The organism is Streptomyces sp. NPDC014623, from assembly GCF_043088245.1.
GTDB lineage: Bacteria > Actinomycetota > Actinomycetes > Streptomycetales > Streptomycetaceae > Streptomyces.
Genome location: NZ_JBIBZU010000006.1, coordinates 119,213 through 143,122, shown reverse-complemented (window position 1 = coordinate 143,122; position 23,910 = coordinate 119,213). Strand labels below are relative to the sequence as shown.

The following is a 23,910-nucleotide window of genomic DNA, read 5'->3' as shown; positions in this document are numbered from 1 at the left end:
AAAGCACGGATAGTCCCCTTTTGGCATCGAAAGGGTGAGCGCGTCACCTCTCGCCCCCTCCGAGCCGGGCGTACCGGCCCCCGGGGGTACGGTCGGCGCCGGTACCGGGCGACGGCCGGGCGGACCAAGGGCGGTACCGGCACGTGCGCCTGGCCTCCGGGCCCACGGTCGCCGCCCTGGCCGTCGTCGGCGCGGCGGGCTCCGTCGCCGTTCCGCGGACGGGGGGTGTCGCACGGGAAGCACGGCTCGGGAGAGCCGTCCGCGCATCCCGCGCCCTCGGCGCACGAAGCCGCGCGCAGCCGGCGGAGGTCCGGGGCACGTGGGGGAAGCCGGCGGAGGGGGCGGCACGCGGACGAGCGGCGTCTCCCACGCCACGCCCGCCGTCGTCGCCGCTCTCCCCCGCGCCCAGGCGCAGAAGCTCGCGGGCACGGCGCACGACGGACTCGCGCGCGCCGCCCGGCCGGTCCACCTCCTCACCGGCGAGGACACCGTCTTCGCGTTCTCCAGCGGTGACCTGCCGCTGCCTCCGCAGCCCTTCGCCGTACTCGACGCCATCCCGGCGGCGGGGGCGGACGCCGCCGCCCGCGCCCTCGTGAAGGCCGTCAGGGCGACCCGGGGAACAGGCGGGCCGGGAGGCGCGTTCCCGTCGTACAGCGAGTTCCACGGCGCGCCCCGGCGAGTCCGGGAACCTCTTGCGCGACGTTTCGAACAGGCTGGGAACTTTCCGCGTACGCGGTACGTTTTTCGCGAACCCCGGTCACGATGTCAGACCCAGGGACTACGTTATGCACGCATCGGGTAACACGCGGCAACGGCCTGGAGACAGCACCTTGAGCGATCCGTACGAGACAACCGAGCAGCACCTCGAGCGACTCCTGCGATGCGCCCTCAACTCCTTCGACCTGTCCGACACCACGGTCGACCGGCTGGGCACGGCGCTGGCCCACAGCAGCGCCCTCCATTCGTCCCACCACAGTTCCGTGCTCCACCGGGAGACCTACCGGCACACCTATCTGCTCTCCGACGGCAGCACGCTCACCCTGTGGGAGCTGGTGCACGGCGGCGGCAGGGAGGTCCCCGCCCCGCGTCGCCACGAGCTGTACGACGACGAGGGTGACGCGCAGATCGCCGCCGCCCGCCTCGCCGGCAGCTTCTGGGACACCCCCGCCCTCGGGGACGAGAGCCTCCGGGAGGACATGGAGGCGCTCACCCTGCTCATGAGCGTCCCCCCGGCCCCCCTGCCCCGCATGTACGCCCAGGACAACTCGGCGGACCACGCCCGCCGCGTCCTGCGCCGCGCGGAGAACGGCGACCGGCCCGGCGCCCGGACCGCCGGGCTCCTCCGGGCGGCTTTCGCCCACCACATCACCCAGGTATTCGGCCGTCAGTACCGCGTCGACGGACGGGACGCCGGTTTCACGCTCTACGAGCACGCCTTCCTCCTCCTGGACGGCAGCGAGACGAGCCTGTGGGAGGTCGAGCACACGGCCACGTCCGACGGCCGCCACATGTGCGAGGTGTACGACGACGAGCAGACCGCGCGTCTGGCCATGGAGGACCGCACCCGGATCTGCTGACGCGGCCAGCTCGTCAGCTCGTCAGCACAGGCTCCTTCGCGCTCGCATCGTCCTGGGCCTGTACGGGGTCCGTACCGTCCCCGCCGTCCTCCAGATGCACCTGTGGCCTGGCAGGCAGAGCGAACATCACGAGGAAGATCACCGTGAGCACCCCGGTCACCCACCACAGCGACTGCTGGAACGCGTCCACGAACGCCGCACCCATCGCTTCCGGCGGCAGCCGGTCGCTGACCGAGCCGAAGAAGACGACCGAGACGAGGCCGAGCCCCAGCGCCGTACCCATCTGCTGCACGGTGTTGATCAGCCCCGATGCCGATCCGGAGTGCTCCTTCGGCACTCCGGAGAGCACCGTGTCCGTCAGCGGGGCCACGATCAGCCCCATGCCCGCGCCCATGACCACCAGGGGGAGTGCCATCTGCCAGGGGCTGATGTCCAGTCCGTAGCGCCCGGCCTCCCAGATGTAGAGCAACAGCCCGGCGATCATCAGCAGCGCGCCCGCCTGCAGGACCTTGCGGCCGAAGCGGGGCACCAGCTTCTGTACCGAGATCCCGGCTGCGCACGAGACGGCGATCGAGAACGGGATTCCCGTGGAGCCGGCCCGCAGGGCGCTCCAGCCGAGTCCCGTCTGGAGGTAGAGCGTCCAGACCAGGAAGAAGATGCCCAGGGCGATACCGAAGGCCAGCTGCACGGCGGTGCCCGCGGCGAAGCTCTTCATCCGGAACAGCGACAGTTCGATGAGCGGCGAACCGTCACGCTGCGCCTTCCGGCGTTCGAACACGACGAGCGCCGCGAACACCGGAAGGCTGGCGGCCATCGACACGTGGCCCCACAGCGGCCAGTCCAGCTCGCGTCCCCGGGTGAGCGGGTAGAGCAGCATGAGGAGGCCGAGCGTCACCAGGGCCACTCCGGTCAGGTCCAGCCGGAGCGCCTTCGGTGCCTTGGACTCGCTGATGAACTTCCGTCCGAGCAACAGCCCGGCGATGCCGACCGGCAGGTTGATCAGGAAGATCGGCCGCCATTCGAGACCGAAGAGGTTCCACTCGGTGAGCAGGGCGCCCAGCAGGGGCCCGGAGACCGCGCCGAGCCCCACGATCGCACCGAAGAGCCCGAAGACCTTGCCGCGCTCGTGCGCCGGGAAGGTGGCGTGCACGATCGACAGCACCTGCGGCACCATCAGCGCGGCCGTACCGCCTTGCAGGATGCGTGAGGCGACCAGCATCTCCGGGTTCGCGGCGAAGCCGCAGAGGGCGGAGGCGAGCGTGAAGCCGCCGATCCCGATGAGGAAGAGCCGCTTGCGGCCGTAGATGTCACCCAGTCGGCCGCCTGTGATCAGACCGGCCGCGAAGGCCAGCGCGTATCCGGCGGTGATCCACTGGATCGAGGTGAACGAGGCACCGGTGTCCCGCGTGATGCTCGGGATGGCGATGTTGACGATGGTGACATCCACCAGGTCCATGAAGGCCGCGGTCATCACGATCGCCAGTGCGATCCAGCGGCGGCTGTCCGCCGGATCGTGTGGCGTGGCCGGCCCTGTCGGCGCGGTGCGGTCGGCTGCCGTCGGCGGCAGGGGTTCGGAAGAAGTCATGAGAGGAAGCTAGTGGCCCAACAGGTCAGTTGATGACCTATTGGACGGGCACCCTTTCTCCATGACCGACACCCCGGCACGACTGCTGAAACTGCTGTCGCTCCTCCAGACGCCGCGCGAGTGGCCCGGCAGCGAGCTGGCCGGCCGACTGGACGTCAGCCCGCGCACAGTCCGCCGCGACATCGACCGGCTCCGCGACCTCGGCTACCCGGTCGAGGCATCGCGCGGTTCGGTCGGCGGCTACCGCCTGGTCGCGGGCGCCGCCATGCCGCCGCTCCTGCTGAACGACGAGGAAGCGGTGGCCATCGCGGTGGGGCTGCGTGCGGGAGCAGGACATGCCATCGAGGGCATCGACGAGGCGTCCGTACGGGCCCTGGCCAAGCTGGAACAGGTGCTGCCGTCACGGCTGCGGCACAGGGTCTCCGCCCTGCAGAACGCCACGACCCCCCTCACCCGCGGCGACGGCGCGGCCATCGATCCGCGGACGCTCACGGTGATCGCCTCGGCGGTCACGGCGTGCGAGCGGCTGCGCTTCGGCTACCGGGCGGGGGACGGCGCCGCGTCGAAGCGGCAGGTCGAGCCGTACCGCCTCGTGAGCACGGGCAGCCGCTGGTATCTCGTCGCGTACGACCTGGACCGCGAGGACTGGCGTACCTTCCGGGTGGACCGGGTGAGTGAGCCGTTCTCCACCGGCGCCCGATTCACCCCACGCGAGCTGCCCGCCGGGAGCGAGAACGGTGCGGAAATCCTCTCCAGGGCGCTGTCCCGCAATCAGCCCGAGTTGCACATCGATGTGACGTTCGAGGCGTCCGCCGGCTTCGTGGCGGCCCGGCTGCCTGCGGAGCTCGGCACGCTGGAGCCGGTCGGCGCACACGGCTGCCGACTGCGCACGACTTCCCGGAGCTCGACGGAGTGGGTGGCTCTGCGGCTCGCGCTGGTGGACTGCGCGTTCGAGGCGCACGGCCCGCCGGAGCTGGTGGAGCGCCTCGGCGCTCTGGGCGCGCGCCTCTCCCGGGCGGCCCGGTCCGGCCGGCCGGCGGCGGGGCTGACATGAATGAGCCCCGGCGCCGGGGGGGGGGTGGGCGCCGGGACTCAGCTCAGGGGACCGGAAGGAGACCGGTCGTCGGGCCGGTGCGAACCGGCTTGATGGGGAGATTACGGGTTATCGGCTCACGCCGCAGCGTCAAAGCCCGTGTCGTGAGCCATTCGCTTCAATTCGAGCAGTGCGTGCTTCTCGATCTGGCGGATCCGCTCCCGCGTCAGACCGTGCTGCTTGCCCACCTCGGTGAGGGTCCGCTCGCGGCCGTCCTCGATCCCGTAACGCATCTTGATGATGGAGGCGGTGCGGTTGTCGAGCTTGCCGATCAGGTCCTCGAGCTCTTCGCTTCGCAGCAGAGTCATCACGGACTGCTCGGGCGACACGGCCGAGGTGTCCTCCAGCAGATCCCCGAACTGCGTGTCACCGTCGTCGTCCACGGACATGTTCAGGCTGACCGGGTCACGGGCCCAGTCCAGGACGTTGCCGACGCGCTCGGCGTTGGAGTCGAGCTCGGCGGCGATCTCCGCGTGCTCGGGGTCACGCCCGTGCTCACGGTTGAACTCGCGCTGCACGCGCCGGATCCTGCCGAGCTCCTCCACGAGGTGGACGGGGAGCCGGATCGTGCGGGACTGATCGGCGATGGAACGGGTGATGGCCTGCCGGATCCACCACGTGGCATACGTGGAGAACTTGAAGCCCTTGGCGTAGTCGAACTTCTCGACCGCGCGCACCAGGCCCGCGTTCCCCTCCTGGATCAGATCGAGCAGGGGCAGACCCGCCCTCGGGTAGCGCCTGGCCACGGCAACGACGAGCCGGAGGTTGGAGCGGATGAATATGTCCTTGGCGCGCTCGCTCCCGGCGACGAGCGCCTCGAGCTCCTCACGCGTCGCTCCGCCGGCGTCGCTCTCCACCTCGCCTGCGAGGATCTGCTGGGCATAGACGCCCGCCTCGATGTCCTGCGAGAGCTCGACCTCCTTGGCGGCGTCGAGCAGCGGTGTGCGAGCGATCTCGTCCAGGTACATGCCGACCAGGTCGCGATCGGCGATCTCCCCGCCCACGGCGCGAACACTGCTTGCCCGGTCGGTCCCGCCGGTGCTGGCGGACGAACGACGGGCGACGGCACGGGTTGCCATGCGTGCTCCCTTGCTGAGTAGGTCGCGACACCCTCTCGGGTGCCCTGCATCCGATGGAAACAACGACTGGAATCCGGACAGAATTCCCACGACGCCCATTCAATTCCGCGATCATGCAGTACCCTGTCGGCCCCCAGGAGAGGACAGATGCCGCAGATACCCACAGAAGCGCAGGTCAAACAGGGCGCCGAAGCCGACCCACAGGCCTTCGCGGGCATCTGCAGCCGTGACGCCCGTGAGACCGCGCTCACATTCCACGCGGCGCCTCCACCCCGCGGAACATGTGCCCCGGCTGCGCTCCCACCCGGAAGACGGGCTCCACAGGCTGCTGGTTGCTCAGGACCCGGATACCCGGCACGACTCGCGACATGTCCCCGGCCGTGCCGCCGACGGCCCGTGCCACCCGGGGGAGGCGGGCGGCGGCCTGCGCCGCGGCGCGTACCGGCACGGGGAACCGCTGCTCAGCCGAACTGCACCGAGCGCTTCGCCAGGCCCATCCAGAAGCCGTCGATGACACTGCGCCCCTGACCGAGATCCCCCTCGGCCGCCCCGAGCGTGACGAACAGCGGCGCGAAGTGCTCGGTGCGGGGGTGGGCGAGTCCGCCCGCGGGCGAGGCGTGCTCGAAGTCCAGCAGGGAGTCGATGTCCTGCGCCTGGATCGCCCGGTGCCCCCAGTCGTCGAACTCCGCCGACCAGCTGGGGATGCCGCCGCCGGAGTGCCGCAGCGCCGCCAGGTTGTGCGTGAAGAAGCCGCTGCCGACGATCAGCACACCTTCGTCACGCAACGGGGCCAGCCTGCGTCCGACAGCCATCAGTTCCTGCGGGTCGAGCGTCGGCATCGAGACCTGGAGGACGGGGATGTCGGCAGCCGGAAACATCTCGACCAGCGGCACGTACGCCCCGTGGTCGAGTCCGCGACCGGGGATGTCCTGCACCGGGGTCCCGGCGCCGCGCAGCAGCTTGCGGACGTCGTCCGCGAGTCCCGGGGCCCCGGGGGCGGCGTACCGCACCTGGTAGTAGTGCGGGGGGAATCCCCAGAAGTCGTGGACCAGCGGCACGGCCTCGGTGGCGCCGAGGGCCAGCGGAGCCTCCTCCCAGTGTGCGGAGACCATCAGGATCGCCTTGGGGCGCGGCAGTTCCGCCGACCAGGCGGCCAGCTGCCCGGGCCAGAGGGGGTCATCGGCGAGAGGCGGGGCGCCGTGAGAAAGATAGAGGGCCGGCATACGTTCCGTGGTGACGTTCATGACACTCCCATTCCTCTGCCGATCAAGGTATGTGTGTTCTCTACAGGTACCGGGCACCGGCACCTGCACGAGCACCGGAGATTCGGCGACCGGCTCCGTGAGCCCTAGTCTTTGAATCTTCAAGTTCTAACTACCAGAGACCTTAGCTCTATTTAGTTCAACTTTCAAGAAAAGGTCGTACAGTGGAGTACATGACCACGGCATCCCCCGGCGGGCCCCGGTGGCTCACCGACGAAGAACAGAGCGCGTGGCGCGCCTATCTGCACGCCACCACGCTCATGGAGGACCACCTCGACCGTCAGCTGCAGCGCGACGCCGGCATGCCGCACATCTACTACGGCCTGCTCGTCAACCTCTCTCAGGCCCCCCGGCGGCGAAAGCGCATGACCGAGCTGGCCAAGGACGTCAAGATCACCCGTTCCCGCCTCTCCCACGCCGTCGCCCGGCTGGAGAAGAACGGCTGGGTACGCCGCGAGGACTGCCACTCCGACAAGCGCGGCCAGAACGCGATCCTCACCGACGAGGGTTACGACATGCTGGCGCGGTCCGCACCGGGACACGTGGAAGCCGTACGGCAGGCGATGTTCGACCGGCTCAGCCCCCAGCAGGTACAGAGTCTCGGCGAGATCATGCAGATCATCGCGACCGGCCTGCAGCCGGAGGACACGGACGCGGACCTGCCCTGGCTCCGCTGAGCGGAGCCAGGGCAGGCAGGCCGGGACAGGCCCCGGATCCGTCGAGCGTCACTCCGACCGGCTCGGCACCGGACCAGGCATCCCGGTCCGGTGCCGCCGGTCGGTGCGCGGACACGGCCGGTGTGCGAGCGCGGCCGGTCCGCGGACACGATCAGTGCGCAAGCGCGGTCAGTGCGCGACGACCGGGATCTTGAACTCTTCCTCGATCCCGTCCGCCAGGTCCCCCGAGCCGCCGACCGCACCCGACCCCGGACGCCCGGTGTTGATCAGGACCACCGCGATCGCCGAAGCGGCGACCAGGATGCCGACCGCCCACCAGATGGCGCCGGTGAAACCGGCGACCATGGCCTGGAGCTGGAGCAGCTTCGGGTCGCTCGCGCCGGCGGCGTGGTCAGCGACGTACGCGGTGGTGGCGCCGGCGGCGATCGTGTTGAGCAGCGCCGTGCCGATGGCGCCACCGACCTGCTGCGAGGTGTTCACCATCGCGGAGGCCACACCTGCGTCACGCGGCTCGATGCCGTGCGTGGCCAACGACATGGCCGGCATGAACGCCGTGCCCATGCCCAGGCCCAGCAGCAGCTGGCCAGGCAGGATGACGGTCGTGTAGGACGTGTTGACGTCCAGCTGGGTCAGCAGCAGCATGCCGACGGCCGCCACCAGGAAACCGGGGCCCATCAGCAGCCTCGGCGGGACCCGGGTCATCAGCCGGGTCCCGATCTGCGTGGACCCGGTGATCATGCCCACGATCATCGGCAGGAAGGCGAAGCCGGTCTTGACCGGTGTGTAGCCCTTGACCACCTGCAGGTAGTACGTCAGGAAGAGGAAGAGCCCGAACATCGCGATGATGGCGAGGCCCAGCGAGAGGTAGACCCCTCCGCGGTTGCGTTCGGTCAGGACGCGCAGCGGCAGCAGGGGCGACTTCACGCGCGCCTCGGTGACCACGAAGGCCAGCAGCAGCGCCGCGGCCGCGACGAACATGCCGATGGTCAGCGAGTCCGACCAGCCGGCCGACTCGGCGCGGGTGAAGCCGTAGACCAGCGCGACCAGGCCGAGGGTGGACAGGACGACGCCGGGGACGTCGAGCGACGAGCGGTTGCGGCTGCCGGCCGGCTCGCGGATGACGAAGTAGGCGCCGGCCGCGGCGATGATCGCGAACGGGATGTTGACGAAGAAGGTCCAGCGCCAGTTCAGGTACTCGGTCAGGAATCCGCCCAGGATCAGGCCGACCGCACCACCGCCACCGGCGATGGCCCCGTAGATGCCGAAGGCCTTGGCGCGTTCCTTGGCGTCCGTGAACATCACGGCGAGCAGCGAGAGGGCCGCGGGCGCGAGCAGTGCGCCGAAGACACCCTGCAGGGCACGGGAGCCGTACATCATCGCTTCGTTCTGGGCCGCGCCGCCGAGCGCGGAGGCCGCGGCGAAGCCGAGCAGACCCACGACGAAGGTGCGCTTGCGGCCCCAGAGGTCGGCGATGCGCCCGCCGAAGAGCAGGAGACCGCCGAACGCCAGGGCGTAAGCGGTGATGACCCACTGCTTGTTCCCCTCGGAAATACCCAGGTCGGTCTGGGCGGAGGGCAGGGCTATGTTCACGATGGTCGCGTCGAGCACGACCATCAGCTGGGCGAGGGCGATGAAACTCAGCGCTTTCCAGCGACTGGGATCCGGAAGGGTGCCGGCTGTTTTCGGCATGGGAATAGCCACCTAAAGACACGAAGAGTTGCGAAGTCGGCGAATCGGACGCGCGGAAGACGACGGAAAAGGGTGAGGGCACCAGGGCCGGACCTGCGTGTCAGGTCCGGCCCGCTTCTGGGCCGGTGCGGGCCGGGGCTGTGGGTCGGTTCTCCGGTGCGCGGGGGTCAACGCCCGCTGCGCAGATCCTCCAAGGTCGCCGCCGATCCGGGCAGTTCGGAGCGGGCCGGGGATTCCAGGCCGTCCAGGAAGAGCTGCAGATGGCGGTGGGTGAACCGGTCGATGTCCAGGCAGGCGATGCCGGGCAGGGGCCGGGTGAGCTGGGAGAGGGCGACGAGTACGTCACCGACGGCGATGTCGGTGCGCAGCCTCCCTGCGGACATGGCACGCTCCACGAGTCCTTCGACGGCCTCTTCGAGGCGACGGCGCTCGCTGAGCAGTTCGGGGTGGTCGTTGTCGAAGCCGCCGGACAGCATCGGGCACAGGGCCCCGATCCGCTCGTCGGCCGCCGCGTGCACGAAGCGGCTGAGCGCGGCGAAGGGGTCGGACTCGGCCGCGACGGCCTCCTGCGCCCGGTCGGTGGTGCGGGAGGTGACGGCGAGGACGACTTCATGGATCAGAGCCGCCCGGTCGGGGAAGTTGCGGTAGAGCGTGGCGTTGCCGACTCCGGCTCTGCGTGCGACCTCGTCGAGCGGCACGTCCGGCCCGAACTCGACGAACATCTCGAGCGCGGCCGCCATGATCCGCTCCCGGTTGCGCAGGGCGTCGGCCCGCGGACGGGACGCACGGCCCCGCGCGGCGCAGGTGGCGGTTCCGGTGACGGACGGCTTCACGACCACGGTCCTCCCCTTCCGGCGTGTGCGACGGCCCACCGCTGCAACCGGGGACCGCGTCCCCGGTTCCCGAGGACACAGGTGCAAACGGGGAGAGCGTCCCCGGTTATTTCCCGGACCCATGTGGTCTGCGTCACATGAGCCATGCGGCTTGAGGCACACGGGCCATGCGGCCCGGCTCACACGGGCCATGGGGCAAAAACCCTCCATCGGCGCACCCAGCGAGCGGTCCTCCACGACCCGGAAGAGGCTGATCGCCAGAGCGCAGTCAGGACCCGGCCGGCTGCCGCGGACCCGAAGGCGACGCCTATGCAGCAGTCACGCCACCGGATACGCGGACGCCGCCGCCCCCTCGTGCTCGCCGGGGCGACGGCCCTGGTCATCGCGGCGACGGCATCGGCCAGCTCCACCCTCCCCGCCGTCGGCCAGGCCTCCCCGGGGGCCGTGGCGGCACCCCGCGGGACCGGCCTCGCACCATGCCGCATACCCACGGCGATGGGCGTGCAGATGTCGGAGGGCATGCCGACACCACCCGGCTACGCACGCTCCACCGGCCGGATCAGAGCCCTCAACCTGATGATCGACTTCCCCGACGCACAGGCGACGGAACCGGCGGCGGACCGGCTGGCGGAATTCTTTCCGCAGACCTCCGACTGGTTCCGCACCAGTTCCTACGGCCGGCTCGTCTACCAGCCCGAAGCCCCCGTGGACGACTGGCTGCGGATGCCGCTGCCGTTCTCCGAGTACGGGATAGAGCGCGGCGCCCCGTACGAACCGGGCTACCGCAAGATGGTCAAGGATCTGGTGTCCGTCGCCGACCCGAAGGTCGACTTCTCGGAGTACGACCTGGTCAACGTGCTCGTCACCCCGAACGCCGGCCCCTCCGCGCTGGACACCGTCCTGTCGGTGACCTTCGCCGGCAACGACGAAGCCCCGTCCGCCGACGGCGTTCCGCTCGCCAACACGTCCTTCGTCTACAGCCGCCAGGACGACGGCTCGGGCTCGTACGAGGAGACCGGCTACCGGGTCCTCCCCCACGAGAACGGCCATGTCTTCGGGCTGCCCGACCTCTACACGCTGGAGGGCGGCGGCTCCGTGGGGCACTGGGACATCATGTCCGAGGACTGGGGGGCCGACAACGACCTCCTCGGCTGGCACAAGTGGAAGCTCGGCTGGCTGGGCGGCGAACAGGTCAGCTGCGCCGCCATGCCCGGCACCAGCGAACACGTCCTCGAGCCGCTGGCCACGGCAGGAGGCCCGAAGCTGGCTTTCGTACCGGTGAGCGCGCAGTCCGGTTACGCGGTGGAGGTACGGACCGCGGAGGGCAACGACGAAGCGGTCTGCCGGCCGGGAGTACTCATCTACAAGGTGAGCGCCGACGTCGACACGGGCCGGGGCCCGGTCGCCGTCGAGGACAGTACGGAGGGAAGCGGCGGCTGCACCCGGCGGCCCAACGTCCACGCCGAGCTCTCCGACGCCCCGTTCGAACCCGGCGAGACGTTCACCGACCGGGCCAACGGCATACGCATATCCGTGCTGGCGAAGCACGCCGACGGCCACTACCGGGTGCGGATCACCCGGCCGTGAGCCCGCGGCCCCGAGCCCTCGGCCCCGGGCCTCGGCCCTCACCCGGGCCCTCGCCCGCGTACTCCCGGAGCGCTCCGCGCAGCTCCCGCTCGAGGATCTTCCCCGCCGCGTTCCGCGGCAGCGGCTTCCGCGTCACCAGCACATGGGCGGGGACCTTGAACGCGGCCAGGCTCCGGCCCACATGCGCCCGCAGTGTCTCCGCCGTGACGGCGGAACCCGGGCGCAGCAGGACGACCGCCGCGACCTCCTCTCCCAGCACCGGGTGCGGAACACCGAGCACCGCCGCGTCCTCGACATCGGGGTGCTCGTGCAGAGCGGCCTCGACCTCCACGCAGTACACGTTCTCGCCACCCCGGACCACCATGTCCTTGATCCGGTCGACGACGGCCACCCGCCCGTCCCGGACGACTGCGAGGTCCCCCGTACGGAACCAGCCGCCGGTGAACGCCTCGGCCGTCGCGGCCTCGTCACGCCAGTAGCCACGGACCAGGGACTGCCCACGAAGCCACAGCTCGCCGGGCTCACCGTCCGGCAGGGACTCGCCCCCGGGGCCTGCGATCCGCACCTCGGTGACCGGCGTCGGAGTGCCCACGGAATCCGGGTACGCCCGGTACGCGGCGCCGGAATCGGCCAGCACGCCGCCGCTGGTCTCCGTCAGGCCGTAACCGTTGCGCGGCTCGATCCGCTCGCCGTACCGGGCGGTGAGCCGCGTGACCAGAGCCGGCGGGGCCGCCCCGCCGGTGTCCAGCCCTTTCAGGCCCTCCAGACCGTCACCCTCGCGGTCCGCCGCCGCGAGGAGCTGGAGCGCGGTGGCCGGGACGCCCGCGTAATGCGAGACCCCGTGCCGGCGGATCAGCCGCAGGGCCTCACCCGCGTCCCACTCCGGCATCAGGACGAGGGTGCCGCCCACCGCCATCGCCGCGTACAGACTGGTGAACGCGGCTACGTGGAAGAACGGGAACGTCATCAGGGTCACCGGTGCCGGTCCCTGACCCGGGACGGCCCCACGGCCGAGCGCGGAGGCCGCCGCCTGGTAGCGCGGATTGAGGGCGGCACCCACCTGGGCGAGGTGGGTGGCCACGGCGCCCCTGGGCCGCCCGGTGGTGCCGGAGGTGTAGATGATCGTGGCATCGTCCTCGGGCCGGATCTCCACCCCGGGCGGTGCCGCCGACGGGTCGGGCTCCGGCAGGGCCGCGTACCACTCGGCCCGTACGGGCAGCTCCTCCCCGCCGGAGAGAACGCCTCCTCCACCGGAGAGGACAGCCTCCCCGCCGTGGAAGACGACGAAGCGCGCCCCTGACCTCCGCCCACGGTCCGCGACCTTCGGCAGCTGCTCCGCATCGACCAGCAACACCGCAGGCTCGCAGTCGTCGAGGGCGTAACCGAACTCCCCTTCCGTCCAGCAGGTGTTGAGCGGCACGGCGACGAGACCGGCCAGCTGCACCGCCCAGAACGCGATCTGCCACTCGGGGCGGTTACGCATCGCCACCACCGCCCGTTCCCCGGGGCGGAGCCCGTAGGTCCCGGTGAGCCGCCGGGCGAGCGAGGAGGCGGCCGCGAAGAAGTCCCCGTACGAGACGGTCCGTTCACCCGAGACCAGGAACGGCTGGTCACCGAACGCCCAGGTGGTCTCCACGAACTCCCGTAGCGTGCGGGGCCCGTTCGCGTAGACGAGGGGCCCGTGCTCCGCCCGCGCCACGGCGAACGGAGCCCCGGGGCCGGTCAGGGCCGCCTCGATCCGGGCGAGGGCCGCCGGGTCGGAGGAACGGCTGGGGTCGGTGTGCGGCACGAACGGCCTCTCCACGTACTGGCTCAGCGATCCGGCGACGCTATGCCCGCACCTGAGCCCGGTCAAGGCACCCGCGCCGCATCCCGCAGACCGTCCTCTCCCGGTCCCCGGACCCAGCCGCGGAGTCCGTCCCGCCTGCCCGGCCGGACAGGCGCCCCACGGTCGCACACCGCCCGGCCACGCCCCCGCCGCACGACCCTCCGGCCGCCGGGCGACCACCCGCTACACTGTCAGCGGTGAGGCGGCCGTCGTCGGGCGCACCACCACGAAACTGCTGGAAACCAGCTGCCCGAGGCCACCGGTCACCACCCGGCCTTCGGACACACGGCCCGGCAGATCCCGGCCTTCGTAGCTCAGGGGATAGAGCACCGCTCTCCTAAAGCGGGTGTCGCAGGTTCGAATCCTGCCGGGGGCACAGCGGTAAAGCGCTGGTCACAGGCCAGTTAGTCACTGCCCGTTCGGGGAAGCCCGGGCGGGCAGTACGCATTTTGTACACATGGTTTCGATCACCCTCCCAGCGTGATCGGCGCCGTGCGCCTGGCGAGAGCGGCAGCGCGGCCCGCATCGAGCGCGTCCGCCACCTCGTCCAGTCGGTCCGGGAACAGGTGCCCGTAGACGTCCAGTGTCATGGCCGCCGACTTGTGCCCGAGCATCGTCTGCACGACCTTCACGTCGGCACCGGCCCGGATCGCGAGCGAGGCCGCAGTGTGCCGCAGCTTGTGCGGCGTCACCCCGAGCTCGGCAAGCCCCGCCGCCTTGACTGCCTTGTCGAAGTCGCGCCGGCGGAAGTTCGGGTAGCGCATCGGTCCGCCCTCAGGCGCGGTGAACAACAGCTCGTCCCGAGCGCGGCCTACGGTCAGCGGCCGCAGCTCCTCGGCGAACGACCGCGGCAGCGGTACCGACCGCTTCTCGTGATTCTTCACCGGTCCCAGCTCAAGGTTTCCGTCGATGTCCGAGTACGCCTGCGCGATCCGGATGCGCCGCTGCTCAAGCTGCAGTCGTCCGACCTTAACCGCGATCGCCTCACCCCACCGGATGCCGCAGTAGCCGAGGACGAGGACGAACGTCCGGTACCGGCCTGCAGCTTCGGCCAGCTCCTCGAGCTGGCCATGCGACAGGTAGACGTGATCCTCGTCGTCGACCGCACGCGGCAGGTCGTGATTGGTGACCGGGCTTGCCGCGATCCGGTGCGTCCGTACCGCGTGCTTCATCACGCCGCTGAGCACGTAGTACGTCTTCGCGATCCGGGACGGGCTGAGCGGGCGGCCGGCCTTCCCGGGCTGGCGGCACAGTTCGTTGACCCACTCGGAGACGTCGGCCCACTGGACTGAGCCAACCTGCCAGTCCCCCCACCTCGGCAGGACGTACAGATCAAGCAGTTCCCGGTAGTCGTCCTTCGTGCGCCGCCCCTGCTTCCGCAGCGAGTCGTGCCACTCCTCGGCCACCACGCGCAGCGCCGCTTTAGCCGACTGCGGGTCGCGGTACGAACCCTTGTCGAGACGACCGAGAAGCAGCTGCTTCTCTGCCTCGGCCTGCGGCAGCTTGCCGAAGGTCTTGGCCTTCGGCTTGTTGTCCGGCCCGTACCAGCGGACGCGCCACCGGCCGGGCGGTTGCCGCTTACTGCCAGCCTTCTTCGCTTCCTGCCACTTCTCCCACGCCTGTTGGTAGTCGGCGTGGTTCTGTCGGTCCTCGATCCAGACTCTAGCCATCGCTACCCCCAGGTCGCTTCGGCCGATAGCGCTCCGGCCCGATGTACCCGCCGGCCTCGCGTACCGCCTCTGTTGCGGCCATTCGTGCACCTTGGTCATGCTGGGCATCCTGCAGTTCGGCGAGCCAGTGAGGCAGGCCGTGCAGGCGGTAGTGCGAAACGGCTGCGTATAGGGCCCTGCCAGATGCAGCGGTGCCACGCTCCTGCGGCATCTCGATCGGCCCCTCGCCGGTGCCCCACATCCACGCCGAGTGGGCACTGACGGGCTGCGTGCCGGTGACATGCACCGCGGTGGACGCCTCGGTGTCGACAGGCAGCAACAGCGCGAGGGGGCCGACACCGAAGGCTGCGGACAGCGCAGCCAGGTCGTCGACGTCGACCCGCCGAACTGCGCGGCCGTCAGCCTGCGCGCCGTTCTCGATCTTGTTAAGGGCGTCGGCACTGAGAGGCCGGCCGCGCTCCTTCAATTCTGCTGAGAGGCCGCGCAGGGTGAGCCCGCGCGCCTCTCGCAGACGCTTCACGTTGGCGGCAACTGTCCGCCCGGTCGGTCCCAACTCGATACGTCCTGTCGTCATGATCCGGACGTTATCAGTCGAGCTTTTCTCGACAGAAAACCGGATCTTGCAGACCGGGATCATCCCGGCTACGCTCCACATCATCACGGACTTTACCGCGATGATGCAAGTACTCATCGAGAAAATCTCGACAGGAGTTCACATGGGATCGGAAAAGCTCACACCGGCGCAGGCCGGCCAACTGATGGGTGTGAGTCCGCAGACGCTCGCCAACTGGCGTTGGCAGGGCATTGGCCCGGCGTACATCAAGCTCACGCCCGGTCGGGGCGGGCGCATCCGCTACAACCGCGCAGCGGTCGAAGCCTGGATGTGCTCACGCACCGTCGAGACCGGGGCAGCCGCATGAGCCACACGAACGAAAACACCCCCGGCCTGCGGGAACAGGTCGCGGGGGCAAGTGACTACCTGGCGGGCGAGTCACTCGACATGGTGCCACACGGCGACCGGTGGCGAAACGCCCTGCGCGACGCGACCGAAGCGACCCGCCGCGGCATGCACGTCTTCCCGATCGGGCGCACCAAGATGCCCGCGATCCGCTCACCGCACCGCGATGACCCTAAGGGGACACCGAAGTGTCGAGCGGAATGCGGTCGGCCGGGCCACGGCGTCCACGACGCCACCGGCGACCCGCAGCGACTCGCCGAACTGTTCGCGGCGGCCCCGCACGCCACCGGTTACGGCATCGCCTGCGGGCGCGGCGAGCGGCCTCTGCTCGGGGTCGACCTCGACCGGAAGAACGGCGTGGACGGCGTCGCCTCGCTCAAGGCCCTGGCCGACGAGCACGGATCCAGCGTGCCCGAGACCGTCGTGATCAGCACTCCGAGCGGCGGACTGCACCTGTGGCTGACCGGGCCGGCCGCAGCCCTCGTGCAGAACAGCGCGGGAAAGCTCGGGCCCGGAATCGACGTTCGCGGATACGGCGGATACCTGGTCGGCCCTGGCTCATGGACACCAAAGGGCACCTACCGCGTCGAGCACATGCACCCGGTGGCGCAGGCCCCCGCATGGCTCATCAGCCTCATGATCCCTAAGTCCGCACCCGTACAGACTCCCAGGCCCGTACAGATCCCCCTGCGGCGCCGCTCTGCCGTGCTCACGGGCCTGATCCGGCACATCCTCAACGCCCCGCAAGGCCAGTTGAACAACCGCCTCTACTGGGCGGCCTGCCGAGCCTTCGAGACCGGCGTCGACCCGGTCGCCGTCACCAACGCGCTCGTAGACGCCGCAGTCGCGGCAGGGCACCCGGAAGCCGCGGCGTCGCGCACGGTCGCGAGCGCACGCCACGCACCCTCAAGGAACCGCACATGAGCAAAGACGACGAGAACATCGACGAGAAGGCCCGCGAGATCCTGCAGCGGGCCGGGCTCGCCGACGACAGCAAGGGCCGCGGCCCTTCGCAGGCATCACAACTCGTCGCCCTGGCCCGGGAACGGTACGAGCTCTTCATGTCCGAGGACGGGCGGCCGTACGGCGTCAAGCACGACGGCGCGAACATCGCTCTGCCCCTGCGAGGTCGGGCAGGGCTCCGCTCCCAGCTCGCCCGGATCTACACCGACGACAACGGCGGCGCGGTTCCCTCGCAGTCGGCCCTCGCCGACGCTATGACCGTGCTCGAAGGCGTCGCGGCGTCCGCCGAACCCCGCGTGCCCCACGTCCGGGTCGCCCGGGACGGTGACTCGATCGTCGTCGACCTCGCGACCGCCGACGGCCGGTGCGTCGTCATCAGCCCGGACGGATGGCAGCGCGTCGCACGCTCCCCGGTCCTGTTCCGGCGCTCGGGTGCCATGAAGCCGTTGCCCGAACCGCTCGCCGACGGCGACGGCCTGACCAAGCTGCGGGACCTGATGAACACCAGCGATGAGGGCTTTCGGCTGCTCGTCGGGTGGCTCGTCGCGACGTTCATCCCTGACCTACCGCACCCGATCCTCACCTTCCGCGGGGAGCAGGGCACGGGGAAGTCGAAGGGGGCCGCGATGGTCATCGGCATCATCGACCCGTCTGGGGCCCCGAAGCGTACGGCTCCCCGCGATATCAAGTCGTGGGCAACGCAGGCGTTCAACTCGTGGGCGCTGTGCCTCGACAATGTGTCGATCATCGCCGATTGGCTGTCCGACGCGCTGTGCCGCGCAGTGACCGGAGACGGCATCGTCGACCGCGCGCTCTACACCGACGACGATGTCGTAGTCCTGGAGTTCCGGCGGGTGCTCGCCATGACGACGATCGACGCCGGCGCTCTCGCGGGCGACCTGGCCGAACGGCTACTGACCATCGAGTTGAACCTGATTCCAGACCATAAGCGGCGCGAGGAAGCCGAGTTGGACGCCGTATACGCGGAGGCACACGCCTCGATCCTGGCTTCATTGTTCGATCTGCTCGCGCAGGTTCTCAAGGTGTTGCCCGACATCCAGTTGACCGAGCGGCCCCGCATGGCGGACTTTGCCCGCGTCCTGGCCGCAGTCGACCAGGTGCAGGGATGGCACACCCTCGACTCGTACAAGAGCAGCGCACGGGACGCGGTCGCGGACGTCCTCGACGGCGAGCCGTTCGCCCAAGCCGTTGTCGCCCTGGTCGACGCGGCCGGCCCCGACGGTGTGACTCTGACCGCGCAGGAACTCCTCGAAGCCGTGCCCACCCCTGAGCGTCTACCGAAGAAGTGGCCTAAGGATTCCACCCGTGCCGCCGGACAGCTCAAGCGTCTCGCGCCTGCGCTGCGCACGGTCGGCGTCAACGTGGATGACTCGCAGCGACAGCCGAAGGGCAACCGATCGCGCCTCTACCAGCTCACGTCATCGGAGAGTAGGCGCAAGACAGCACCCGCAGCGCCCGCAGCGCCCGCCACCGCCGCTGACCAGCACGAACGCGCGGGTGCTGCGTCAAGGGCTAGCACCCGCAGCGGCAAATCCAGCACCCGCAGCGGGCAGTCGGCGGGCGCTGCGGGCGCTAGCGCGGGTGCTCCGGTCGACGCAGCACCCGCAGCGAGCACCCTGCCTGACGTGCCCGAACACGAGCCTGCGGGTGCTGCGGGTGCTGCGGGTGCTCGTTCGCAGCCCCTCTCTGAACTTGAGAGTTCCCTCTGTGCTGAGTGCGGGCTTCCGATGGCGCTCATCGAGCCCGGACAGACCGCCCACCCGAACTGCAACCCCGACGCAACCTGATCATGAAAGGCACCACCATGACCGACACCGCCATGACCGAGCGCGAACCGCTCGAAGTCGCACGCGACGCCATCCCCGGATTCCGCGCAGTGCAAGCCGCCGACACCATCCTGCAGGAGCGGATCACCGAACTGCGCTCCTCGACCAGCCGGACACCCGTCGACCTCGGCGCCGAGACGTTCGAGGCGATCACCTCGGGCAAGCCCATCCCCGACCACGTCGGCCGCCGAGCATGGGAGGCACAGCAGGCCGACGTGTTCCGTGACAACGAACTGCAGGTACTCCTCGGCGTTGCGAAGCGACTGCAGAACCACGGAGAGAACACCGCGAGGGCCGGCGCCGACCATGGCCTGCGCGCCCTGCGCCCCGTCCTCGACGAGCTGCTCGACCAGGCGCGGCCCATGGCGGCAGCACTCTGCAACGTGCACGACGCACAGACCGCCATCGACCGGGGCCCCGACGCCGTTGCCGCCTGGTCCGGGTTCGCTGACGTGATCTCCCGCTACAACGCCATCCGTAGCGCACAACACACGATCACCCGAATGGCGATCGGGCAGGACGTCGCCACCAAGACCGGTCACATCGGCTTCAACACGGTCTTCAACGTCTGGTCCGAGATCCAGAACGTCACCGAAGTCTGGCCCGAGTGGACACCGACCCCGCACGGCGAACACCCCATCCGACCGCCGTGGCCTGCAAGCAGCCCGAACCGCCCCTTCCACGTACAGCACGACCGCGAATGGCTCATGTGGCTGCTGACAAACCCGACGGTTCGGCCATGGGTGCCGACGATCGGTGAGCTGAAGAAGGCGTACGAAGACCAGCGCGAAGAAGCTGCGAAGCGCGACGGGGAAGCACCCAAGACGCGCACGACCGGAGAACCGCGGCGCATCCCGACACGGCACGTCAACGGCGACGGCGACGCGTACGTCCAGTTCCAGACGATCGAAGGCTGAGGCGACATCATGACCGACACCAGCAGGCGCCAAAGGGACATTGAGGCCGATGGTCGGAAGCTGTACCGAGAGCTCCTCGGGCCACTGAGCACCGATACCCCCGCCGAAGAGTTCGGCGCTCTCAACGACTCCCGGATGAACCGGATCAAGCTCGCGCACATCGCGCAGCAGGGCGGCACGCGTGGCGCCGCTGCCCGCGGTCGGCTGTCCGAGTGGGAGAGCAACGACGACCGGCCGCCCGCGGCCTGACTGATCCGAAGCGCCCCGTCAGCCATCCCGGCCGGCGGGGCGCTTCGCCGTTCTACCGGCGTACGCTTCCAGCCGCCCGACCAGGGGTTATGTGGTCCGGCGACACGCCGAAGCGACAGGCGCCCGCGTGCCGCACGGAGGGACCGAAACACCCCGGAAGCCCGGCGAACGGGCGGCAGAGCGGGCGCTGAGAGCCAGGAAAGGGCCGTCGGGCCGTTTTCCCCAGACCCGTACAGACGGACAGCAGCAGCACCTCCCGGGCGGCGCGGGGGGTGGGGAGGGGGAGTCACCCCCCAGGGGCGCCGCTACTGCTCTGCGTCTTCGCCCGGCTGCCCCACATAGGTTCCGCGCCCTTGCACGGTCCAGACGACGCCCTCGTCGACGAGCGCGGCAATCGCTCGCCGCACGGTCGAGCGGGCCAGCCCGTATTCCTGCACGAGCCGGTTCTCGGACGGGATCGGCCGACCCTCCGCCCAGTCGCCGCGGGCAATGCGCGACTTGAGAATCTCGGCGAGCTGCCGGTACGGCGTCACTGGTCCTTCGTGGTCGATCTCGGCGTCCGGGTTGGTGGCCATGGTCCGAAGCTAGGTAGAGCACCATGTGTCGGCATCTTGAGATACGTATAGAGACGCACCGAGACAGAGCGATACAAGTGCTCTACGCTGCGGAAGCACGACAAGGCCCCCGCAGCCTGGCCGGGCTCGGGGGCGTGGACGACCTGAGAGAGCAGGAAGCCATGACCGAGACTACTGGCGGCCCTTCGACTTCCGCGGGGTTCGGCTGGTGCCACTGGCACGAGGGGCCGTCCGGCACTGCGGTGCTGATCCGTGTGATTGAGCAGGGTTCGGGTCCGGGGGCCGGGCTGTACGCGTGTGCCCCGTGCCGGGAGCAGCGCGGGCTTGCCTCGTATGTCGACCAGCCGTGACAACCACGCCGGTCGCGCTTGCTCCGGCCTGCCGGATCGGTGAGCACCGAGAGTGTTCCGGCCCTTATGTCATTCGCCGGCCAGGTGCCCCGGCGTGGGAGCGGCCGATCGAATCTCACCGGTGCGACTGCTCATGCCACCGGCGTTGACCGTCCCCCATGCACAGGAGGAAGGCCCCCAGGCTGACGTCTGGGGGCCTTCCTCGTATGTGGGTACGGCCCCCTCTACCCGCTTTACCTAGCAGGTCAGAAGCCCTTACCGCCCCCGCTACCGGGGTAATGGGCCCCCGCTACTTCCGGGCCCCTCAGAAGAGCGTTGAGGGCGTCGGTAGCAGGGGCCGTATTGGGGCCGGGTAGGGGGAGGTCCCTCTACCCGAGGAGGATCTCGGCGGGCACGGCTCCCTCGATGTCGCGCCGCTGGTACCCGGCCGCGTTCGTGCCGCTGATCTTCACTTGCTTGCTGGTGCGCTTGACGCCGGCCGTCTCGAGCTCGGCGGCCAGGCGCTCGGCGTTGAAGTCTCCGTAGACGTCCTCGTCGAGGTTGACGAGACCGGCGAGCAGGTCGGTGGTGAACATGCGCGGCGAGTGCCGCATGACCTCGAGGACGTCGGAGAGGATCGGGGCGAGCTTGACCCCGGCGGCGTCGGCGGCCGCGGTGACGTCTCCGGACGCGTCCCCGGTGAGCTGGCCGGCAGCCTGCCGCAGGGCGCGGCCCTTCGCGCACAGGGTGGCGAAGCCGGGGCCGTCGAGGTAGTCGGCCCGCACGGTGACGTAGGACGCGGGCCCGGTGACGAGGACGCCCGTGCCTACGTGGTCTTCGGACAGGACGGAAGCGTCGGCGCCCTGGGCGGCCTTGCCCTTGCCGAGCACCATGTCGGAGCTGGCCCGGTCGACGACCTGCGTGGAGTACCGCAGGGTGATGATCTCCCGCAGCTTGGTGGGCACCGAGTCGGCGTCCGGGCGCTGGGAGGCGAAGTTGGACACGAACCCGGCGGCCGGCCCCCGGCGGGCGATGCGGCACAGGTCGTTGATGACCTGCTCACGGTCCTCACGTTCCATCGCGGTGAAGTACTCCTGCAGCTCGTCGATGGTCACGAAGATGACCGGCAGGTTGTACCGCTGGACGATCTCCGGCGTCAGCTTCCCCTCGGGGCAGATGCTGGTGGGCAGTTCCCGCAGGATCGCGAAGCGGCGCTCCATCTCGACGAGGAGCTCCTGCAGCATCGCCTTGAGCGCCTCGATCGCATCGTCCTCTGCGCCCATGACCAGGCGGTGGGCAACGGCCCGCATGGGCATCCAGTCGGCGCCACCCTTGCCGTCGGCGACGTAGTGCCGCACGTAGGCATCGAGCAGCCCGGCCGCGGTCATCAGGCGCTGTGTGAACGTCTTGCCCCGGCGGGGCAGGCCGCCGAAGAACATGCTCTGCCACATGACCGGGACTTCGATGCGGTTGCCGCGGGCGTCCTGGCCGAACGGGATGGGGTCCCAGATGGAGAACGTCTCGGCGGACGCGAGCGGCGACGGGTTCGGCGTGCCGAGGTAGGGGTCGTCGTCGGCCACCCACATGGACACCCGGCCGGCGTTGCCGCCCTTGGCCGCACGGACGCGGGACATGATGACCTGGATCTCGTCGACACCGAGCTCCTGCGCGATGACTTCCCGTTTCGCCAGGACGTCGGAGGCGGTCTTGCCGCCACCCCGGGGCAGGTCGAAGATCACAGCCCAGCCGCGGCCGTCACGGACCGGGCCCATCGAGCAAGAGACCCGCGGAGCGTCCTTCTCGTCGTCGGAGGCCCGGCCGCTTTTCAGGAGGCCGGCCGCCCGCAACGCGTCGTTGAGCTGCTGCGCGGACATGTCCACCCGCAGCGGCGGGGCGCCGTGGTCCAGGAGGTGAGTCTCCTTCCCGCGGCCGAGGTAGGCGAGCGGGGTGACGATCGCCCCCGCCATGCCCATCTGCAACAGCGGGTCAGCGAGCGCGATACCAATCGTTGCCGCGGCAACCGCGACGGCCGCCGTACCGAAGCGCCACCGCCGGGTCTGGGTTCGCTTGGCGTGCGCCATCTGAAGCCGCAGCGCCAACTCGACGTCCTCGGGCTTGGCCTTGCTCTGCACGCGAAGCGCCTTCACGGCCGCACTGTGGTCCTGCGCGGACAGCGTCGGCCACAGTCTCACTGTCGCCCGGTAGAAGCCGCGAGCGGCCAACAGCAGCGTCTTCACGAGGTACTTCGGGGTGCGGATCCCGTGGTAGCGGGCCTGCCACCAGGTGAGCCGGACGAACGCGCCGACGTTCGCCTTGATCGAGGCGGCGGACCGCGCCCATGCGGGGAGGACGGGGGCGTCGGGCACGGTCAGCCAGTCGGCGAGCGGATTGTCCGGGCGGTCGACCGCTTCGACGACCGCGGGCGCCTCGGCGTCGGCCGGCGCCTGCTCGGCGATGACGGGCGCCGGGGTGTCGAGGGCTTCCGGCGGGATCGGGTGCAGCTTCTCGATGGTGTGCCCGTTCAGGGGGCGGATGAGGGCGTCGGTCATGATGGTCTCTCCTGCTGGTCTGTTGGCTGGTCAGGGACACGGGGCGGCCGACGGCCTGGCAGCATGTGCGGCCGCCCCGTGGCGTGGCTAGGACTGTTCGGCGCGGTGCAGGACGCGCTCGCTGCGCCTGAGCTGCTTCTCAGCGGCGCGCAGCACGTCGCGGGCGGCGGCCCGGTCGGGCCCCCACTTGCTGGTGCGGACCGCGGCCTTGGCGTCGGCGACGGCCTGGCGGTCGGCGTCCGTCTTGGACTGCAGCGCGGCCAGTTCCCGTGCGCCGCGCTCGGCGGCCTTCGCGTCGATCTCGTGCATGCGGCGGGTCACCGCGGGGTCGAGGTTGTCTCCGATGGCCTGGTGGAAGCCCTTGCGGAACAGGCGGCCACGCTCGCGGGACTCGGCTCGGGTGTAGCTGTACATGGGGTGTCCTTCCTGATCGTCAGTGGTCAGCGGACGCTTCGGCTGCCGTGGCTTCCGTGGCACCCGTAGATGGCCTCCTGGTGGTCGATGGGCCCGTGAGCGGCCAGGTATTCGGCCCGTGCGGCGGCATCCCACTGGGCGGCCTCGGCGGCGAGCTCGGCAAGGTCGAACTTGTGGTTCTGTTCGGTCATGGGGTCCTCCTGGATATGTGGGGCCGGGCTGTCCCGGC

23 protein-coding genes and 1 tRNA gene are annotated in these 23,910 nt (G+C 70.0%); 11 read left to right on the top strand and 13 right to left on the bottom strand.

The window, feature by feature from the left end; all coding sequences use genetic code 11:
• Positions 1 to 319 precede the first annotated feature (319 nt).
• Positions 320 to 802, top strand: a complete 483-nt coding sequence (locus ACF1FZ_RS12805; protein WP_391773392.1) for a P1 family peptidase — start codon at positions 320 to 322, stop codon at positions 800 to 802.
• Positions 803 to 830: 28 nt separating this feature from the next.
• Positions 831 to 1,577, top strand: a complete 747-nt coding sequence (locus ACF1FZ_RS12800; protein ID WP_391773391.1) for a DUF6227 family protein — start codon at positions 831 to 833, stop codon at positions 1,575 to 1,577.
• Between the two features lie 13 nt (positions 1,578 to 1,590).
• On the opposite strand, the gene ACF1FZ_RS12795 is transcribed toward ACF1FZ_RS12800, so the two are convergent.
• A complete protein-coding gene (locus tag ACF1FZ_RS12795; protein WP_391773390.1) occupies positions 1,591 to 3,162 on the bottom strand; it encodes an MFS transporter in 1,572 nt (523 codons plus the stop codon).
• 61 nt (positions 3,163 to 3,223) lie between these two features.
• On the opposite strand from ACF1FZ_RS12795, the gene ACF1FZ_RS12790 reads away from it, so the two are divergent.
• Complete coding sequence (locus tag ACF1FZ_RS12790) at positions 3,224 to 4,216, top strand: helix-turn-helix transcriptional regulator (protein WP_391773389.1); 993 nt, start codon at positions 3,224 to 3,226, stop codon at positions 4,214 to 4,216.
• Positions 4,217 to 4,332: 116 nt separating this feature from the next.
• Here ACF1FZ_RS12790 and ACF1FZ_RS12785 read toward each other — a convergent pair whose 3' ends face one another.
• Together ACF1FZ_RS12785 and ACF1FZ_RS12780 are read right to left on the bottom strand one after the other, a co-directional pair.
• Positions 4,333 to 5,334: an RNA polymerase sigma factor RpoD/SigA gene (locus ACF1FZ_RS12785; protein ID WP_391773388.1), complete on the bottom strand. Its 1,002-nt coding sequence runs from the start codon at positions 5,332 to 5,334 to the stop codon at positions 4,333 to 4,335.
• A 461-nt stretch (positions 5,335 to 5,795) separates the two neighbouring features.
• Positions 5,796 to 6,578 carry a dioxygenase gene (locus ACF1FZ_RS12780; protein WP_391773387.1) on the bottom strand — a complete coding sequence of 261 codons (783 nt, stop codon included), beginning with the start codon at positions 6,576 to 6,578 and terminating at the stop codon, positions 5,796 to 5,798.
• Positions 6,579 to 6,760: 182 nt separating this feature from the next.
• On the opposite strand from ACF1FZ_RS12780, the gene ACF1FZ_RS12775 reads away from it, so the two are divergent.
• Positions 6,761 to 7,273 (top strand): MarR family winged helix-turn-helix transcriptional regulator, encoded by a 513-nt coding sequence (locus ACF1FZ_RS12775; RefSeq protein WP_391773386.1) that lies wholly within the window; start codon positions 6,761 to 6,763, stop codon positions 7,271 to 7,273.
• A gap of 168 nt (positions 7,274 to 7,441) precedes the next feature.
• On the opposite strand, the gene ACF1FZ_RS12770 is transcribed toward ACF1FZ_RS12775, so the two are convergent.
• On the bottom strand, positions 7,442 to 8,962 hold the full coding sequence (locus ACF1FZ_RS12770) for an MFS transporter (RefSeq protein WP_391773385.1): 1,521 nt from the start codon (positions 8,960 to 8,962) through the stop codon (positions 7,442 to 7,444).
• Between the two features lie 167 nt (positions 8,963 to 9,129).
• Positions 9,130 to 9,795 carry a TetR/AcrR family transcriptional regulator gene (locus ACF1FZ_RS12765; protein WP_391773384.1) on the bottom strand — a complete coding sequence of 222 codons (666 nt, stop codon included), beginning with the start codon at positions 9,793 to 9,795 and terminating at the stop codon, positions 9,130 to 9,132.
• Between the two features lie 309 nt (positions 9,796 to 10,104).
• Here ACF1FZ_RS12765 and ACF1FZ_RS12760 point away from each other — a divergent pair, with 309 nt between their 5' ends.
• Complete coding sequence (locus ACF1FZ_RS12760; protein ID WP_391773383.1) at positions 10,105 to 11,382, top strand: M6 family metalloprotease domain-containing protein; 1,278 nt, start codon at positions 10,105 to 10,107, stop codon at positions 11,380 to 11,382.
• Here the strand turns inward: ACF1FZ_RS12760 and ACF1FZ_RS12755 are convergent.
• Positions 11,369 to 13,171 carry a class I adenylate-forming enzyme family protein gene (locus tag ACF1FZ_RS12755; protein ID WP_391773382.1) on the bottom strand — a complete coding sequence of 601 codons (1,803 nt, stop codon included), beginning with the start codon at positions 13,169 to 13,171 and terminating at the stop codon, positions 11,369 to 11,371. The two genes, ACF1FZ_RS12760 and ACF1FZ_RS12755, sit on opposite strands and share 14 nt — an antisense overlap.
• Before the next feature lie 222 nt (positions 13,172 to 13,393).
• Positions 13,394 to 13,540, bottom strand: a complete 147-nt coding sequence (locus ACF1FZ_RS12750; RefSeq protein ID WP_391773381.1) for a hypothetical protein — start codon at positions 13,538 to 13,540, stop codon at positions 13,394 to 13,396.
• Here ACF1FZ_RS12750 and ACF1FZ_RS12745 point away from each other — a divergent pair.
• Positions 13,514 to 13,586: transfer RNA gene (locus tag ACF1FZ_RS12745), tRNA-Arg, on the top strand. The genes ACF1FZ_RS12750 and ACF1FZ_RS12745 overlap by 27 nt on opposite strands.
• A gap of 91 nt (positions 13,587 to 13,677) precedes the next feature.
• Here ACF1FZ_RS12745 and ACF1FZ_RS12740 read toward each other — a convergent pair.
• Both ACF1FZ_RS12740 and ACF1FZ_RS12735 read right to left on the bottom strand, forming a co-directional pair.
• Positions 13,678 to 14,880 (bottom strand): tyrosine-type recombinase/integrase, encoded by a 1,203-nt coding sequence (locus tag ACF1FZ_RS12740; RefSeq protein ID WP_391773380.1) that lies wholly within the window; start codon positions 14,878 to 14,880, stop codon positions 13,678 to 13,680.
• Positions 14,873 to 15,571 carry a helix-turn-helix domain-containing protein gene (locus ACF1FZ_RS12735; RefSeq protein WP_391773379.1) on the bottom strand — a complete coding sequence of 233 codons (699 nt, stop codon included), beginning with the start codon at positions 15,569 to 15,571 and terminating at the stop codon, positions 14,873 to 14,875. The genes ACF1FZ_RS12740 and ACF1FZ_RS12735 overlap by 8 nt, the downstream gene beginning before the upstream one ends.
• A 25-nt stretch (positions 15,572 to 15,596) precedes the next feature.
• Here ACF1FZ_RS12735 and ACF1FZ_RS12730 point away from each other — a divergent pair, with 25 nt between their 5' ends.
• From ACF1FZ_RS12730 to ACF1FZ_RS12710, 5 genes are all read left to right on the top strand, one after another.
• A complete protein-coding gene (locus tag ACF1FZ_RS12730) occupies positions 15,597 to 15,800 on the top strand; it encodes a helix-turn-helix domain-containing protein (RefSeq protein WP_391773378.1) in 204 nt (67 codons plus the stop codon).
• An 80-nt stretch (positions 15,801 to 15,880) separates the two neighbouring features.
• Positions 15,881 to 16,762 (top strand): bifunctional DNA primase/polymerase, encoded by an 882-nt coding sequence (locus tag ACF1FZ_RS12725; protein WP_391773546.1) that lies wholly within the window; start codon positions 15,881 to 15,883, stop codon positions 16,760 to 16,762.
• Positions 16,759 to 18,609, top strand: coding sequence for an ATP-binding protein (locus tag ACF1FZ_RS12720; RefSeq protein ID WP_391773377.1), 1,851 nt, complete (start codon positions 16,759 to 16,761; stop codon positions 18,607 to 18,609). Before ACF1FZ_RS12725 ends, ACF1FZ_RS12720 begins: the two co-directional genes overlap by 4 nt.
• 17 nt (positions 18,610 to 18,626) lie before the next feature.
• The gene (locus ACF1FZ_RS12715; RefSeq protein WP_391773376.1) at positions 18,627 to 19,565 is read left to right on the top strand and encodes a hypothetical protein; all 939 of its coding nucleotides are present in this window, start codon (positions 18,627 to 18,629) and stop codon (positions 19,563 to 19,565) included.
• A 9-nt stretch (positions 19,566 to 19,574) separates the two neighbouring features.
• Positions 19,575 to 19,814, top strand: a complete 240-nt coding sequence (locus tag ACF1FZ_RS12710) for a hypothetical protein (RefSeq protein ID WP_391773375.1) — start codon at positions 19,575 to 19,577, stop codon at positions 19,812 to 19,814.
• Between the two features lie 305 nt (positions 19,815 to 20,119).
• Here the strand turns inward: ACF1FZ_RS12710 and ACF1FZ_RS12705 are convergent, their stop codons facing one another.
• From ACF1FZ_RS12705 to ACF1FZ_RS12690, 4 genes are all read right to left on the bottom strand, one after another.
• The gene (locus ACF1FZ_RS12705; protein ID WP_391773374.1) at positions 20,120 to 20,389 is read right to left on the bottom strand and encodes a GntR family transcriptional regulator; all 270 of its coding nucleotides are present in this window, start codon (positions 20,387 to 20,389) and stop codon (positions 20,120 to 20,122) included.
• A gap of 718 nt (positions 20,390 to 21,107) precedes the next feature.
• Positions 21,108 to 23,267: an FtsK/SpoIIIE domain-containing protein gene (locus ACF1FZ_RS12700; protein ID WP_391773373.1), complete on the bottom strand. Its 2,160-nt coding sequence runs from the start codon at positions 23,265 to 23,267 to the stop codon at positions 21,108 to 21,110.
• An 87-nt stretch (positions 23,268 to 23,354) separates the two neighbouring features.
• Positions 23,355 to 23,681 carry a hypothetical protein gene (locus ACF1FZ_RS12695; protein ID WP_391773372.1) on the bottom strand — a complete coding sequence of 109 codons (327 nt, stop codon included), beginning with the start codon at positions 23,679 to 23,681 and terminating at the stop codon, positions 23,355 to 23,357.
• Between the two features lie 26 nt (positions 23,682 to 23,707).
• Positions 23,708 to 23,872 carry a hypothetical protein gene (locus ACF1FZ_RS12690; protein WP_391773371.1) on the bottom strand — a complete coding sequence of 55 codons (165 nt, stop codon included), beginning with the start codon at positions 23,870 to 23,872 and terminating at the stop codon, positions 23,708 to 23,710.
• Positions 23,873 to 23,910: the final 38 nt, after the last annotated feature.